Raw genomic sequence first — 13,925 nt, 5'->3', positions numbered from 1 at the left:
ATGAAAATTGCCATCATCGGCGGCAGCGGCCTGGACAACCCGGACATCCTTGAATCGCCTCGTGACGAGGAGTTTGACACCCCCTACGGCAAGCCCAACTCCACCCTGCGTCACGGCACCATAAATGGCAGGGATGTGGTCCTGCTGGCGCGGCACGGCCGCTCTCACACCTGCCCGCCCACCTGGGTGAACTACCGGGCCAACGTCTGGGCGCTGAAGAACGCCGGGTGCACGCACATCCTCTCCACCACGGCCGTGGGGTCCCTCAAGGAGGAGATCAAACGCGGCGACCTGGTGATCCTGGACCAGTTCATCGACTTCACCCGCCAGCGCGCCATCACCTTCCACGAGCGCTTCGAGCCCCACTGCCCCGTGCATACGCCCATGGCCGACCCCTTCGACGAGGGGCTGCGCCAGCGCCTTGTGGCGGCCTGCGCCCGCTTCGGCTACGCGCACCATCCCCGGGGGACGGTGGTCACCATCGAGGGGCCGCGCTTCTCCACCAGGGCGGAATCGCACATGTTCCGCTCCTGGGGCGCGGACGTGATCAACATGAGCGTGGCGACAGAGGCCATCCTGGCGGCCGAGGCGGGCGTACCCTATGCGGCGGTGGCCATGTCCACCGATTACGACTGCTGGAAAACGGATGAAGCCCCCGTCACCTGGGAGGACATCCTGCACATCTTCCAGCAGAACGCGAAGAAGGTCACGGACGTGCTCATCGAGGTCATCTCCGGCCTGGATTCATGAACGACACCGCCTGCCTGCTGATCCACGGCTTCGCAGGCACACCCTTCGAGATGCGGCCCCTGGCCGACACACTTGAGGCGGCCGGGGCGCGCGTGAGCACGCCTGCGCTCCCCGGCCACGCCGCCAGCGTGGAGCGGTGGGCAGCCACCCGCTGGGCGGATTGGCAGGGGTGCGTCGAGGACGAATATCTGCGCCTGGCGGCGGACCACGAGCGGGTCTTCGCGCTTGGTCTCTCCATGGGCGGCAGCCTCTGCCTGGACCTTGCGCGCAGGCACCGCCTGGCCGGGGTGGTCACCGTCGCCTCCCCAGTCTATCTGTACCGGTTCCTGCCCCCTTCCAGCTCGGACTGGCGCATCCCCTTCACCGGGCTGCTGCGTCGACTGCGCCCCATCTGGCCCACAACGCCGGGGCGGCCCGAGTCACGCGCCATCGCCCCCTGGCGTGGCTACGAGGGCGTGGTGGCCCTGGAGCCTCTGTACAGCCTGATCCACGGGCTCAGGGAGCTGCGCTGCAACCTGGGGCAGATCACCGCGCCGCTTCTGGCCATGCACGCCCCGGGCGACAAGCAGGTGCCCGCGGGGAATCTGTGGGAGATCGTGAGGGGGGTGCGCTCGCCGCTCAGGCGCGCGGTTCTTCTGGAGATTGAGGAGCGAGTGACCAGCCACCACATGCTGACCACCCACCGGGAGGCGGGGCCGGTGGTGAACAGGCTCTGCGCCCGGTTCGTGTCCGCAGGGGGCTGAGCTTCATTTCCCGCAGCTGGCGAGGGCCAGCTTGACCGCTTCCACCAGCTTGTCCTTGTCCAGGGGCTTGGCCACGTAGCCGTCCATGCCCGCCTGCAGGCAGATGTCCCTGTCGCCGTCCATGGCGTGGGCCGTCATGGCCACGATGGGCGTCCGGCTCTTGGAGGACGCAGCCGTCTCCGCCTCGCGGATGGCGCGGGTGGCCGCCAGCCCGTCCATGACGGGCATCTGCACGTCCATGAACACGATGTCGTATTGGCTGGAGCGGAACATCTCCACGGCCTGGTGCCCGTTCTGGGCGCAGGCCACCTCCATGCCCAGTTTCTCCAGCATGCGCGTGCCCGTGAGCCTGCCTATGGTGTCGTCTTCGGCCAGCAGGGCCTTCATGGGAGGAGGCAGGTCGGGAGAAGGATGCCGCTGCTTCCCTGAAGCGGGCCGCCGCAGGGGCTTCGTTTGCACCGGAAGGCTGATCACGAAATCCGCGCCTTCCCCAGGCGAACTGGAGACGCAGAGGCTGCCGCCCATGGCCGCCACCAGCTTGCGCACGATGGAAAGCCCCAGGCCCACGCCGCCGTACTGGCGGGTGAGGCCGCCATCCGCCTGCACGAAAGGCTCGAAGATATGGGGGAGCTTGTCCAACGGGATGCCTATGCCCGTATCCGAAACAATCAGCACGAGCCGCCGCCTGCCCTGACTGCCCGCCAGCCAGGCGGTGGTCGAGACGGTTCCGCCCGGCCTGGTGAACTTGATCGCGTTGCCCGTCAGGTTGAAGAGAAGTTGCCTGACGCGCACCTCGTCCAGCAGGACCAGCTCGCGCTCCAGTTCCTTGCCTATCGAGGTCTCCAATTGCAACTCGAGGTTCGCGGCCTCCACCTCGTAGACGCCCATTCCCTTGCGCAACAGCTCCCCAAGATGCAGCGGAGCCTCGTGAAGGTGCAGGTTGCCGGCCTCGATGCGTGCGGCGTCCAGCACGTCGTTGAGCACCCCGAGCAGCTGCCTGGCGGAATAGCCCGCGATGGAGAGCAGCTCGGACTGTTCCTCGGTCATGGGAGTGTCCTCCAAGGCGGAGAGCATGCCCATGATTCCGTTGAGGGGGGTGCGTATCTCGTGGCTGATGTTGGCCAGGAATTCGGCCTTGGCCTTGATGGCCTCCTGTGAGGCAGCATTGGCCCGGCGCAGTTCGACCTCCTGGCGGATGCTGTCGGTGATGTCGAAGCAGCTGCCGATGAGTCCCGCGAAACGGCCCTGGGCGTCATGGTAGGGCCGCCCCCTGTCCGCCACCCAGCGCCACTGCCCCCGGCAGCTCAGGCGGTACTGAACCTCCAGCGGTTCTCTATCGGTCAGGGAACGATTGAAGTTCTCCTGGTAGAGGTCCCGGTCGTCGGGGTGGATGTTGGCCAGTGGGCCGGACTCGAGCTCATCGCTCAGGGTGCGTCCGGTGAAATCATTCCAGGTGTGGTTGCAGTAGTCCAGGCGGCCGTTGGCGTCGGTGCGCCAGACCGGGGTGGGGAAATCCTCAAGATAGAGGAGCTGGCCGGAGAAGAGGGCTTCGCAGCAGCGGTCCCCCGTGCTGGGGCAGACGCTGTTGCAGGACGGGCAGCGCTCCGTTCGGGCCATGGAGCGTGCTCCCCTGCCTGGATGCGGGTTCTTGATTCCGGTACCGGGGGTGGAAGGGATTTCATCCGTTGCGTCTTCCAATGATACACCTTGGGCGACGTTCGCGCCATTTGGTTCTTTCTCCGTTCGTCCGGAGGAATGTGTCGTGCGTTTCGCCATGGACCGTTCCGTTGCCCCGTTGGTGAGGGCCTGACCTTCCAGTGACCCGGGTTCGCTTCTCTCATGCTTGCCCGAATGAGACAACTTACTCAACATTTTTCCGGAATTCATCTAGGGACGTGCATGACGCCCGCATGGGGCTGCCGGGCACGGCAGCCAACATCATGATCTCAGGGGAGGAAAGATGAAAACTGGAAGGGGCGGCTTGCGCCGCCCCGGGACATCATCTGATCAGTTTTTTCCGGTCTTCAAGAAGGAGCTTGTAGTTCACCGAATCCTCCAGAGCCTGCCAGCTGGCCTGGATGATGTTGTGGGAAACGCCCACGGTGGTCCAGGTGTCGTGATGGTCGCCTGATGATATCAGGACGCGCACGTTGGAGGCGGTGCCCGTGTCGGTCTTCGATTTGGAGTTGAGCACCCTGACCTTGAAGTCCAGGAGCCTGATCTCCGCGATGCGCGGATAGAAGCGGGAGAGGGCCTTGCGCAGGGCGGTGTCCAAGGCGTTCACGGGGCCCAGGCCCGAGGCGGCCGTGTGCTCCACGTTGCCCCCCACCTGGACCATCACCGTGGCCTCGGCCAGGGGGTTTTCGCAGTCGGCCTGCTTCCAGTCCAACATGCGGTATTTGATGAGCGTGAAGTAGCGGCGCGAGAGGCCCAGGGCCCGGCGCATGAGCAGTTCGAAGGATGCCTCCGCGGCGGAATACTCGTAGCCGTGGGCTTCCTTGTCCTTGACCTGCTGGAGGATGTCCAGGACCTCGGGCGAGCCCTTTTCCAGCATGATGCCGTATTCCTTGGCCTTGAACAGGATGTTGGACTGGCCGGACATGTCCGAAAGGACCACGCGCTGGACGTTGCCCACCTTCTCCGGCTGGATGTGCTCGTAGAGCATGGAGTTTTTGGCCACGGCCGAAACGTGGATGCCGCCCTTGTGCGCGAAGGCGGCCTCGCCCACGTAGGGCTGGCGGGAGAAGGGCACCCTGTTGGCCACCTCGTCCACGAAACGCGACACGGCCGTGAGCAGGGCCAGGTTGCCCTTGGGCAGCACGGGCTTTTTCAGCTTGAGCTCCATGGTGGGGATGATGGAGCACAGGTTGGCGTTGCCGCAGCGCTCGCCGAAACCGTTCATGGTGCCCTGCACCTGCACCACGCCCGCCTGCACGGCCATGAGCGAGTTGGCCACGGCCATGTCCGTGTCGTTGTGGGCGTGGATGCCGATCTTGGCCAGGGGCAGGGCCTTCATCACCGCGTCGCAGATCTTGCGGATGTCGCAGGGCAGGGTGCCGCCGTTGGTGTCGCAGAGCACGAGCACCTCGGCCCCGCCCTGGTGGGCGCGCTTGAGGCACTCCAGGGCGTATTCGCGGTTGATGCGGAAGCCGTCGAAGAAGTGCTCGGCGTCGAAGAACAGCTCCTCGCACTGAGGCTTGAGCCAGGCCAGGGAGTTCTCGATGAGCTCCAGGTTGCGCGGCAGGTCCACGCGCAGGGCCTCGGTGACGTGCTGGTCCCACGTTTTGCCGAAGATGGTCAGCACCGGTGCGCGGCTGGCCACCAGCCCCTTGAGGTTGGGGTCGGTCTCGGCGGTGTTCTTCGGGTTGTGCGTGGAGCCGAACGCCGCGATGCGGGCGTGCTTGAGGCGGTGGCCCTGCACGTCCTCGAAGAAGCGTTTGTCCGTGGGGTTGGAGCCGGGCCACCCGCCTTCGATGTAGTCCACACCAAGCTCGTCGAGCTTGAGCGCGATGCGCATCTTGTCTTCGGCGGTGAGGTTGATGTCTACGGCCTGGGCTCCGTCGCGCAGCGTGGTGTCGTATATCTGGACCTTGACCATTGGTGTGCCATGGCCGGAACGCCGGGCCGCTCCGGAAAGTGTTAGGAAGGTTGACGGACGGGGGGCAAGCGCCCCCCGTCCGTTAGTCGACAGGGCGTGAAGGCGGCTAGCAGGCCTGTACCGCCTTCTTGTCCAGGCCGAAGGCGGTGTGCAGCGCGCGCACGGCCAGCTCGATGTATTTCTCGTCGATCAGGCAGGTGATCTTGATCTCGGAGGTGGCGATCAGCTTGATGTTGATGTTCTCCTCCTGCAGGGCCTGGAACATGGTGGAGGCCACGCCGGAGTGGTTGCGCATGCCCACGCCCACCACGGAGACCTTGGCCACGTTGAGGTCGTGCTGGACGCCCTCGGCCCCGATCTCCTTGCAGACGCCCTCGAGGATGGCCATGGTCTGGTCCAGGTCGGCGCGGGAGATGGTGAAGGTCATGTCGGTGTAGCCGTCGCTGCTGGTGTTCTGGATGATCATGTCCACCAGGATGCGCTGCTTGGCGATGGCTCCGAAAATGGCGGCGGCAACGCCGGGCTTGTCCTTGACCTTGGCCACGGTGATCCGGCACTGGTCGCGGTCAAAGGCAATGCCGGAAATCACGAGATCTTCCATCATGGCGTCCTCCTGGGTGACCAATGTCCCCGGGTCATCAGTAAAGGTGGAACGGACCCTGACGGGCACGTTGTATTTCTTGGCGAATTCCACGGAGCGGATCTGGAGCACCTTGGAGCCGGAACTGGCCAGCTCCAGCATCTCGTCGTAGGAGACCACGTCGAGCTTGCGGGCCGCCGAGCATACGCGTGGGTCCGTGGTGAACACGCCGTCCACGTCGGTGTAGATCTCGCACACGTCGGCCTTGAGGGCCGCGGCCAGGGCCACGCCCGTGGTGTCGGAGCCGCCCCGGCCCAGGGTAGTCACGCGGCCGTGGCAGTCCACGCCCTGGAACCCGGCCACCACGAGCACGTCGATGTCTTCGAGCATGGCTCGCATCTTCTGGGCGTCGATGCTGACGATGCGCGCCTTCTTGTATGCGTCGGTGGTCAGGATGGGCACCTGCCAGCCCTGCAGGGACTTGGCCTTGATGCCGTTATCCTTGGCGAGGATGGAGAACAGGGCGACGGAGACGTTTTCGCCCGTGGCCACCAGGGCGTCCATCTCCTCGGAGTCCGGTTCGGATGAGAACTCCTTGGCCAGGCCGATGAGTTTGTTGGTTTCGCCGGACATGGCCGAGAGAACCACCACGACTTTGAAGCCTTCCTCAACGCCCTTGGACACCCGCGACAGCACCTTCTTCATCCGTTCGAGTCCCGCAACGGAGGTGCCGCCGTACTTTTGCACCATGATTTTCATGACAGGTCGCTTTTTAAGTAGGTTCTAGTTGTCCTTTCGAGCCAGAGTGCGGCTTTGGGGCCATGGGCTTCGAGCACCGCCCTACGCCCTTCGCCTTCCTCGCTCAATAGGATGGAGAGCCAGTCGTCGGGCAGGCTCCCCTCGGGCATGAACTGCGCCCACTCCACCAGGAGGACGCGGCAGGCGTCCGCCGGGCCAGCCTCCAGCAGCTCCTCCAGTCCGTCGCCCGTCAGGCCTTCGCCCAGACGGTAGAGGTCCAGGTGGAGGACCTGGGGCCGGGTGGGATAGATGTTGGCCAGGTTGAAGCTGGGGCTGGCCACCTCGGCCTGCTCGCAGCCGGGCAGGGCGGCCACGAAGCCCCGGGCCAGGGTGGTTTTGCCCGATCCCAGCTCCGCCCGCAAGAGGGCGGAGGGGGTCTCCCACCCTTCGGGGAGGCTCAGGGCCAGCGCCCGGCCAAGGGCCAGGGTGGCGTCCTCGTCGGGCAGAAAGAGCTCCACCGTGCTATTTGCCGCTGAGCGTGCGCAGGATGTCCTCCATGCCGATCACGCCCACCACCTTGCCGCCGTCCACGACCGGCAGGGTGTGGAAGCCGCGTTCAACCATCAGGGACGCCAGATCCTCCAGGGGGGTCTCCGGCCCGACGGACTCCGGGTCCGCGCTCATGGCCTGCGAGACCTTGATGGCCGCGATCTTTTCCATCTCGCGGTCCAGGTCGGCCATGGAGGTCATGGGCAACAGGCCGTCGAGCAGGGTGAACACCGTGGGCAGGGCCAGCTTCTTCTGCTGGGCCACCAGGTCGGACTGGCAGAGGATGCCCACCAGGGCGCCGCCGGCGTCCACCACGGGGCAGCCGTTGATGTGCTTGTCCAGCAGCGTGGCGGCCGCCTCGCTGATGGGGGTGTCCGGCGAGAAGGTGATGACGTCGCGGGTCATTATGTCTTTTGCTGATAACATCGGAATTCTTGACCTCACTCGTTTGAGACGGTTCGTTTTGGTAAAGCAATTCCGCAAGCGCGTTGCAGCTCAGTGCGGTAGTGGGTCGACCACGTCCTGCTTTGCCGGGGGATGACGGAGCTGGCAGGGATTCAGGGTGTAAACGACCCCTTGCCCCCCTTCTGATGACTGCCGTGAGAACCCGGGGGCGCGGTGTCCCGCAGGGGCCTCGTATGGCGCTTCCGCATCCCCGGGGGCCTGCGTGCTCCCTGCCAACCGTTGCATCCACATTGTGGTTGTGTCAGGAACTCCCTGGTTAGGCGCATCCACTTGGAGGAGTCAACGAAAACCTTGGTTCGCCAGGGGCTTTTCCGGGCTGGCGGGCGCCCGAACCGGCATGTGTCAGAGGCTTGTCCCCTGGCTATCCCGGGTGGCTCCCCCTTGAAGGCGCACTGGGGGGCCCGGCCCAATGCGCTTGCCGAACGCCTTTGGGTATCTCTTCGACATGCTTCACATAACGCATTTCAAGGGTTGATACATCAGCATGCAGACACAACCGGAGAGCAAGGATACGCCAGACCGGTCCGCACGGGCGGCGAGGTTCCGTGACGCATTGTTCGCGCTCGTCGCTGGCGTCCTGCTGATCGGCTTGCTGGAGGCTGGCGCCTATCTGGTGGTGGGTCCCGTGAACGTGGATGTGGGGGGCATCAACAAGCTGATGATGATGGGGGGGGAAGCCCCGCTGATGCAGTTCGTCAAAGACCCCGTCCTCGGCTACCGCCTCGCCAACAACAAACTGGACGACCCCATGTTCCAGGACCAGTGGGGGCAGAACTACACGCGCAAGAAGCCAGAGGGCGTCTTCAGGATCATCTGCCTGGGCGGCTCCACCACCTATGGCACGTGCGCCGATCCGCGGACGACCTATCCGGCCCTGCTGGAGTCGCTCTTCAACAAATCCCTGGGTGAATCCCCGCGCAGGTTCGAGGTCGTCAACGCGGGGACCATGGGCTACAACAGCTGGCACAGCATGCTCCGCGCCGCCCAGGAGCTCGACGCCATGCAGCCGGATATGTACCTGCTCATGGACGGCCTCAACGACGTGATAACCTCCATGAGTGCTTCGCCCGACACCCAGGATCAGATGGAGCGGCTCACCGCCCAGGTGAACGTCGGTATAACCGGCAGAACATCCTGGGTGTCCCGTCTGGATGGCGTGCTGCGTAAATCCGCGCTGTACAGGCTGATGCGGCGCTGGAGCGATTCGATCAAGACCGCGCGGCTCGAAAACAAGGGAGAGGCGGCCCGGAAGATCGCCTCGTTCGGCTACGAAAAGAACATGTCCACGTTCATCCAGCGCGCCCAGGAGAAGGGCGTCGGCGTCATGCTCGTGAACTATCCCTGGGTCGTGCGCCCGGACGAAAACTTCGAGCAGCTCTCGAATCGCATTCCCTACAAGTTGGACCGCAACTATTTCCCCTATTTCCAGGCTGGAAGGGAGTACATCTCAAAGGTCAATGCTGATCTGGGCAAGTCGCTCGGGGCGCTGGTTGCTGATCCGCAGCCCATCATCGACGATTCGCTCAAAACCGACAGGAATGTCCGCAGGATTTTTTGCGATACGGTCCACTTCACCCATCTCGGCAATTTCTACATCGCCGCCACAGCATTCAACATCCTCCAGCAGTACGCCCCCTTGAAAAACTATCTCGGGGAATACCCCCTGAAAGAACCGGAAACCAGGGTTCTGGAGACCATGCGGGCCATGGACATCCACCCCCACTATGCGGGCGGGGCGATCTTCCCCAAGCCAACGGAAAAGCCTCTGGACGCTCGCATTGTGGATATGCGCGACATTCAGGTATCGCCGGAGGCAGACATGCCGCCCTGGAAGGTCTATTCCCCGTCGCCCGGCGCGGGCAAAGGCACCTTGAGGGTGCAGGTGGGGAAATCAGCCGCCTTCAAGCGCGCCAACGACTTCAACGCCATCATCTACGTCCGGTTCTCCAACCCGCAGGAAGCCGCGATCATCCGCTTCTGGGATGGAACCTCCACCCAGATCAACCACCCCGGCGGCGCGGGGTGGTCGCCCATCTCGGAACGCTACGGCTTGCACATTCCCGACCCTGGCACCGGGAGCGGCATCATGGAGATCGAGTTGCACGGGTTGGCGCAGCTCTGGTCGCGGGAGGGCGAGCTGCTGTTTGAAAATCCCCAGGGGGACTGACGGGCGGGAGCGCAGCCACGCCTCTCGGCCCCTGAACAGCCCCCGGCAATGTTGCCGATAATGCGAGCCCCCCGCATATCCAGGATATGCGGGGGGCTCGCGGCTGTTGCAAAGTCTTATGGTGAACGGGTCAATGCGCCAGACGGTCAGCCGTCCGCATCGAGCCACTCCGTAAGGGCGCGGGGCAGGGCCTGTACGATCTCGGAGGCAAGGTTGCCCCGGTAGGGGAATTCGCCGGACACCAGACGCCCCGCAAGTCCGTGCCAGTACACTCCCAGGCAGGCGGCCAGCAGGGGGGAAAGCCCCCTGGCCAGCAGGCTGCCGGTCACGCCCGCCAGCACGTCCCCGGAGCCGCCCACCGCCAGGTTCGGCTCCGCGAAGGGGGAGAGGAAGACCCGCCCGTGCGGGTCGGCCCCGTCCGCGAGGGCGGAGGCCGGTCCCTTGAGCACCACCGTGCCGCCCGTCACTCTTGCCAGTTCGCGCACGGAGGCCTGCCTGTCCGCCTCCACCTGCTGGATGGAGCAGCCCAGGATGCGGGCCGCCTCCCCGGGGTGGGGCGTGAGAACCGAGCCGGGGAGCCTGCGCGGCGCTCCGGCCAGCCAGAAAAGGGCGTCCGCGTCCCAGACGGCCGGAGGGGTGCCCCCGGCGAGGATCTCCAGGAAACGGCCGGTGCGTTCCTCGCGGCCGATGCCGGGACCGATGACGACCGCGTCGTAGGCGTCCATGCGCGCCAGGAGTTCCTCGGCCATGGCCTCTGTCCAGGCGTCGGAGTCGCCCAGGGGCAGGGTCATCACGTCCGGGTAGCCGGACTTGAGCGTCGGCTCGATGCCACGGGGGCAGGCCACTGTCACCAGCCCGGCCCCGGCGCGCAGCGCGCCCATGGCCGCCAGCACAGGGGCGCCCGTGAGCCCGGGCGAGCCGCCGATGATGAGCAGCCTGCCTGCTTGGCCCTTGTGCATGGCCGCGTCCAGGCCGGGAAGCATCAAGGCCAGCTCCGGCCCCAGCAGGTAGTGCGCGGGGGGATGGGCCTCGCGCACGGCGCGCGGCACGCCGATGGGGCGCACCTCCAGTTCGCCCACGTAGGGCGAGGCCTGGGGCAGGCACAGCCCGATCTTGGCGGCCTCGAAGGTGACGGTCAGGTCCGCGATGACGGTTGGCTTGGCCGGATCGCCCGTGAGGCCCGAAAGCCCGGAGGGGATGTCCAGCGCCAGGGTGAAGGCCCGCTCGCCCATGCGGTTCGCGGCCTCGATCCAGGCGGCGTAATCGGGGCGAGGCGGCCCGGCCAGCCCGGTGCCGAGCAGCCCGTCCACCACGATGTCCGGCTGGGGAAAGGCGTTCAGGTCCGTCTGGTTGAGCTGGCGGATGGCCAGGCCGGCCTGCCGGGCGATGCGCAGGTGCAGCCCCGAAGCGCCGGAATACTGCCGCACGGGCTTGGCCAGCAGCAGGATGACGTCCGCCCCGGCGTCGTCCAGGTGGCGGGCCAGGGCGATGGCGTCGCCCCCGTTGTTGCCGGAGCCGGCGAAACACACGGCGGTCTTGCCGCGCAGGTCGCCCAGCTTGGCCTTGAGGGCGTGCAGGGCCTCTCGGCTGGCGTTCTCCATGAGGATCTCCGTCTTGAGGCCCATGGAGGCGGAAACCCGGTCCCAGGCGTTCATCTCAGCCGGGGTGAGCAGGGGGGAGCAGAACATGGTGTCGATCATGGGGCCTCCAGCACCACCACGGCGGCGGCCACATCCCGGCCGTGGGTGATGCTCAGGTGGGCGCGGGTGACGCCCAGCTGCATGGCGCGGTCCTCGGCCTTGCGGAAGAAGCGGATCAGGGGCTTGCCGCTTTCGTCCGAGGCCACGTCGAAATCCTTGATGGTTATGCCGCCGGAAAACCCGGTGCCCAGCGCCTTGGACGCGGCCTCCTTGGCGGCGAAGCGCGCGGCCACGTAAGACGCCCGGTTGCGGGACAGGGCGGGCAGGCCGCTGATCTCGTCCCCGGTGAGCACCTTCGCCAGGAAACGGTCGCCGTGGCGGGCCAGGGCGCGTTCGATGCGGTCCAGCTCCGCCACGTCGATGCCCAGCCCGACGATCATGCCGGGTCCGGGAAGGAGCCGACGATCGCGGCCATGCGCGAAACGGCCTCGTTCATGCCCGTGAGCACGGCGCGGGAGATGATGCTGTGGCCGATGGAGTACTCGCTCACGCCCTCCACCTTGGCGAAGGCCCAGATGTTGTCGTAGTTCAGGCCGTGGCCCAGGTTCACCTTGAGGCCAAGTTCGCGGCCCAGGCGGATGCCGGCCAGCACCTTGGCCAGCTCGGCCTGGCGGGCCTGGGGCGTGGGGGCGTCGGCGTAGGCGCCGGTGTGGATCTCGATGTAGTGGGTTCCGGCGGCCTTGGCGGCCTCGATCTGGGCCGGGTCCGGGTCGATGAACAGGCTGGAGCCGATGCCCGCCGCGTGCAGCGGCTCCAGGAAGGAGGCGATCTCCTTCTCGCGGCCGGCCACGGCCAGCCCGCCCTCGGTGGTGAGCTCCTGGCGCTTCTCGGGCACCAGGCAGACCATGTCGGGCTTGATGCCCAGGGCCAGGCGGTGCATCTCCTTGGTGGCGGCCATTTCCAGGTGCAGGCGCGTCTTGATGAGCTGGCGCAGCAGGGCCACGTCGCGGTCCTGTATGTGGCGGCGGTCCTCGCGCAGGTGGACGATGATGGCGCGGGCCCCGGCGATCTCCGCCATATGGGCGGCGGTGACGGGGTCGGGCTCCTGTGCCAGGCGAGCCTGGCGCAAGGTGGCGATATGGTCTACGTTTACTGCCAGTATGGGCATGGAATAACTCCTTGATCTCCGGATCAAACCTACATTATAGTGGAAATGTTTACCAGTCTCAAGGTATCTGTTGACAAACCAACCAGTCGCTCGTATCGGAGTCTGCCCCTCGGGAGGGGCCTATCAACTTTACTACAATGGAGATGCGCGGAACATGAACCTGTGCATTGTCGGAACCGGTTATGTCGGCTTGGTGAGCGCCGCTTGCTTCGCCGAAATGGGCAACGATGTCTGCTGCGTGGATATCAACCCCACTGTCGTGGAGAACCTTCGCAAGGGCAAGGTTCACATTTACGAACCCGGTCTTGACGAGATCGTCAAGCGCAACACCGAGCAGGGCCGACTGAAGTTCACCACCTCCATCGCCGAGGGTATGGAGAACGCGCTGTTCGTCTTCGTCTGCGTGGGCACCCCCTCGCGCCCCGACGGCTCCTGCGACCTGAGCTTCGTGCACCAGGTCGCCCGCGAAGTCGGCCAGAACATGAAAGATTACAAGATCGTGGTGGACAAATCCACCGTGCCCGTCGGCACGGCCGACAAGGTCCGCAGCCTGATCTCCGAAGAGCTGACCAAGCGCGGCCTGAACATCGAGTTCGACGTGGTCTCCAACCCCGAGTTCCTCAAGGAAGGCGACGCCGTCAACGACTTCCTCAAGCCCGACCGCGTGGTGGTGGGCACCGAGAACGTGCGCACCGGCGAGCTGCTCAAGGCCCTGTACGGCCCCTTCGCCCGCAGCCGCGACAAGGTCATCGTCATGGGCGTCCGCTCCGCTGAGATGACCAAGTATGCCGCCAACTGCATGCTGGCCACCAAGATCTCCTTCATCAACGAGATCTCCAACATCTGCGAGCGCGTGGGCGCCGACGTGCGCGACGTGCGCATGGGCATCGGCAGCGACAGCCGCATCGGCTACCAGTTCATCTACCCCGGCATGGGCTACGGCGGCTCCTGCTTCCCCAAGGACGTCAAGGCGCTGATCGACACCTCCCGCCAGTACGAGTTCGAGCCCCAGCTGCTCGCCTCCGTGGATGAGGTCAACAACCGTCAGAAGCACGTGCTTTCGGGCAAGATCCTCAGGTACTTCGAGCCGCAGGGCGGCGTGAAGGGCAAGACCCTGGCCATCTGGGGCCTGGCCTTCAAGGCCAACACCGACGACGTGCGCGAAGCCGCCGCCTTCGAGCTGATCCGCGACCTCACCGCCAAGGGCATGAAGGTCCGCTGCTTCGACCCCGTGGCCGGCCCCAACACCCGCAAGGAGTTCGCCGACAACGACATGGTCGAGGTGGTCGACGAGCAGTACGCCGTGCTGGACGGCGCCTCGGCCCTGGCCATCGTCACGGAGTGGAACCAGTTCCGCAACCCGGACTTCGACCGCATCAAGAAGAGCCTGAAGGCCCCCCTGGTGTTCGACGGCCGCAACCTGTACTCCCCCTCGCTGCTGGGCGAAATGGGCTTCGCCTACTTCTGCATCGGCCGCAAGGACCCCGCCTAACCCCTAGGCGAACAGCCTCGACGACGAAGCGCCGT

The 13,925-nt window shown here is 65.5% G+C and carries 12 protein-coding genes; 4 read left to right on the top strand and 8 right to left on the bottom strand.

The genetic code is table 11. The features are described 5' to 3' along the window. Complete coding sequence (gene mtnP / locus MLE18_RS01450) at positions 1-750, top strand: S-methyl-5'-thioadenosine phosphorylase (protein ID WP_243366669.1); 750 nt, start codon at positions 1-3, stop codon at positions 748-750. Continuing rightward, positions 747-1,493 (top strand): alpha/beta hydrolase, encoded by a 747-nt coding sequence (locus tag MLE18_RS01445; RefSeq protein WP_243366667.1) that lies wholly within the window; start codon positions 747-749, stop codon positions 1,491-1,493. The genes mtnP and MLE18_RS01445 overlap by 4 nt, the downstream gene beginning before the upstream one ends. A gap of 3 nt (positions 1,494-1,496) precedes the next feature. On the opposite strand, the gene MLE18_RS01440 is transcribed toward MLE18_RS01445, so the two are convergent. The 5 genes from MLE18_RS01440 to MLE18_RS01420 form a co-directional block, all read right to left on the bottom strand. After that, a complete protein-coding gene (locus tag MLE18_RS01440) occupies positions 1,497-3,110 on the bottom strand; it encodes a PAS domain-containing hybrid sensor histidine kinase/response regulator (protein ID WP_243366665.1) in 1,614 nt (537 codons plus the stop codon). Positions 3,111-3,492: 382 nt separating this feature from the next. Beyond that, on the bottom strand, positions 3,493-5,091 hold the full coding sequence (cimA, locus tag MLE18_RS01435) for a citramalate synthase (RefSeq protein ID WP_243366663.1): 1,599 nt from the start codon (positions 5,089-5,091) through the stop codon (positions 3,493-3,495). Positions 5,092-5,197: 106 nt separating this feature from the next. After that, a complete protein-coding gene (locus MLE18_RS01430) occupies positions 5,198-6,430 on the bottom strand; it encodes an aspartate kinase (RefSeq protein WP_243366661.1) in 1,233 nt (410 codons plus the stop codon). Beyond that, positions 6,427-6,927 carry a tRNA (adenosine(37)-N6)-threonylcarbamoyltransferase complex ATPase subunit type 1 TsaE gene (gene tsaE / locus MLE18_RS01425; RefSeq protein ID WP_243366659.1) on the bottom strand — a complete coding sequence of 167 codons (501 nt, stop codon included), beginning with the start codon at positions 6,925-6,927 and terminating at the stop codon, positions 6,427-6,429. The genes MLE18_RS01430 and tsaE overlap by 4 nt, the downstream gene beginning before the upstream one ends. A gap of 4 nt (positions 6,928-6,931) precedes the next feature. Next, complete coding sequence (locus MLE18_RS01420) at positions 6,932-7,384, bottom strand: CBS domain-containing protein (RefSeq protein WP_243366657.1); 453 nt, start codon at positions 7,382-7,384, stop codon at positions 6,932-6,934. Positions 7,385-7,976: 592 nt separating this feature from the next. Between MLE18_RS01420 and MLE18_RS01415 the strand changes: the two genes are divergently transcribed. Further along, a complete protein-coding gene (locus MLE18_RS01415) occupies positions 7,977-9,590 on the top strand; it encodes an SGNH/GDSL hydrolase family protein (protein ID WP_243366655.1) in 1,614 nt (537 codons plus the stop codon). A 146-nt stretch (positions 9,591-9,736) separates the two neighbouring features. Here MLE18_RS01415 and MLE18_RS01410 read toward each other — a convergent pair whose 3' ends face one another. Genes MLE18_RS01410 through MLE18_RS01400 form a run of 3 tightly spaced genes read right to left on the bottom strand, consistent with a single transcriptional unit; the run spans position 9,737 to position 12,398 of the window. Then, the gene (locus MLE18_RS01410; RefSeq protein ID WP_243366653.1) at positions 9,737-11,290 is read right to left on the bottom strand and encodes an NAD(P)H-hydrate dehydratase; all 1,554 of its coding nucleotides are present in this window, start codon (positions 11,288-11,290) and stop codon (positions 9,737-9,739) included. Then, positions 11,287-11,670 (bottom strand): holo-[acyl-carrier-protein] synthase, encoded by a 384-nt coding sequence (locus MLE18_RS01405; RefSeq protein WP_243366651.1) that lies wholly within the window; start codon positions 11,668-11,670, stop codon positions 11,287-11,289. The genes MLE18_RS01410 and MLE18_RS01405 overlap by 4 nt, the downstream gene beginning before the upstream one ends. After that, positions 11,667-12,398, bottom strand: a complete 732-nt coding sequence (locus MLE18_RS01400; RefSeq protein WP_243366649.1) for a pyridoxine 5'-phosphate synthase — start codon at positions 12,396-12,398, stop codon at positions 11,667-11,669. Before MLE18_RS01400 ends, MLE18_RS01405 begins: the two co-directional genes overlap by 4 nt. Positions 12,399-12,552: 154 nt before the next feature. Between MLE18_RS01400 and MLE18_RS01395 the strand changes: the two genes are divergently transcribed. Continuing rightward, positions 12,553-13,890: a UDP-glucose dehydrogenase family protein gene (locus MLE18_RS01395; RefSeq protein ID WP_243366647.1), complete on the top strand. Its 1,338-nt coding sequence runs from the start codon at positions 12,553-12,555 to the stop codon at positions 13,888-13,890. Positions 13,891-13,925: the final 35 nt, after the last annotated feature.

The organism is Fundidesulfovibrio soli (genome assembly GCF_022808695.1).
Lineage (GTDB): Bacteria > Desulfobacterota > Desulfovibrionia > Desulfovibrionales > Desulfovibrionaceae > Fundidesulfovibrio > Fundidesulfovibrio soli.
Note: the sequence above shows the minus strand (reverse complement) of the source record. Positions and strands in the feature narration are given on the sequence as shown.

What these genes read in the sequence shown, in the direction of transcription:
- mtnP (WP_243366669.1), top strand. Translation starts at nt 1, where the DNA reads ATGAAAATTGCCATCATCGGCGGCAGCGGCCTGGACAACCCGGACATC.
- MLE18_RS01445 (WP_243366667.1), top strand. Translation starts at nt 747, where the DNA reads ATGAACGACACCGCCTGCCTGCTGATCCACGGCTTCGCAGGCACACCC.
- MLE18_RS01440 (WP_243366665.1), bottom strand. Translation starts at nt 3,110, where the DNA reads ATGGCCCGAACGGAGCGCTGCCCGTCCTGCAACAGCGTCTGCCCCAGC.
- cimA (WP_243366663.1), bottom strand. Translation starts at nt 5,091, where the DNA reads ATGGTCAAGGTCCAGATATACGACACCACGCTGCGCGACGGAGCCCAG.
- MLE18_RS01430 (WP_243366661.1), bottom strand. Translation starts at nt 6,430, where the DNA reads ATGAAAATCATGGTGCAAAAGTACGGCGGCACCTCCGTTGCGGGACTC.
- MLE18_RS01420 (WP_243366657.1), bottom strand. Translation starts at nt 7,384, where the DNA reads ATGTTATCAGCAAAAGACATAATGACCCGCGACGTCATCACCTTCTCG.
- MLE18_RS01410 (WP_243366653.1), bottom strand. Translation starts at nt 11,290, where the DNA reads ATGATCGACACCATGTTCTGCTCCCCCCTGCTCACCCCGGCTGAGATG.
- MLE18_RS01405 (WP_243366651.1), bottom strand. Translation starts at nt 11,670, where the DNA reads ATGATCGTCGGGCTGGGCATCGACGTGGCGGAGCTGGACCGCATCGAA.
- MLE18_RS01400 (WP_243366649.1), bottom strand. Translation starts at nt 12,398, where the DNA reads ATGCCCATACTGGCAGTAAACGTAGACCATATCGCCACCTTGCGCCAG.
- MLE18_RS01395 (WP_243366647.1), top strand. Translation starts at nt 12,553, where the DNA reads ATGAACCTGTGCATTGTCGGAACCGGTTATGTCGGCTTGGTGAGCGCC.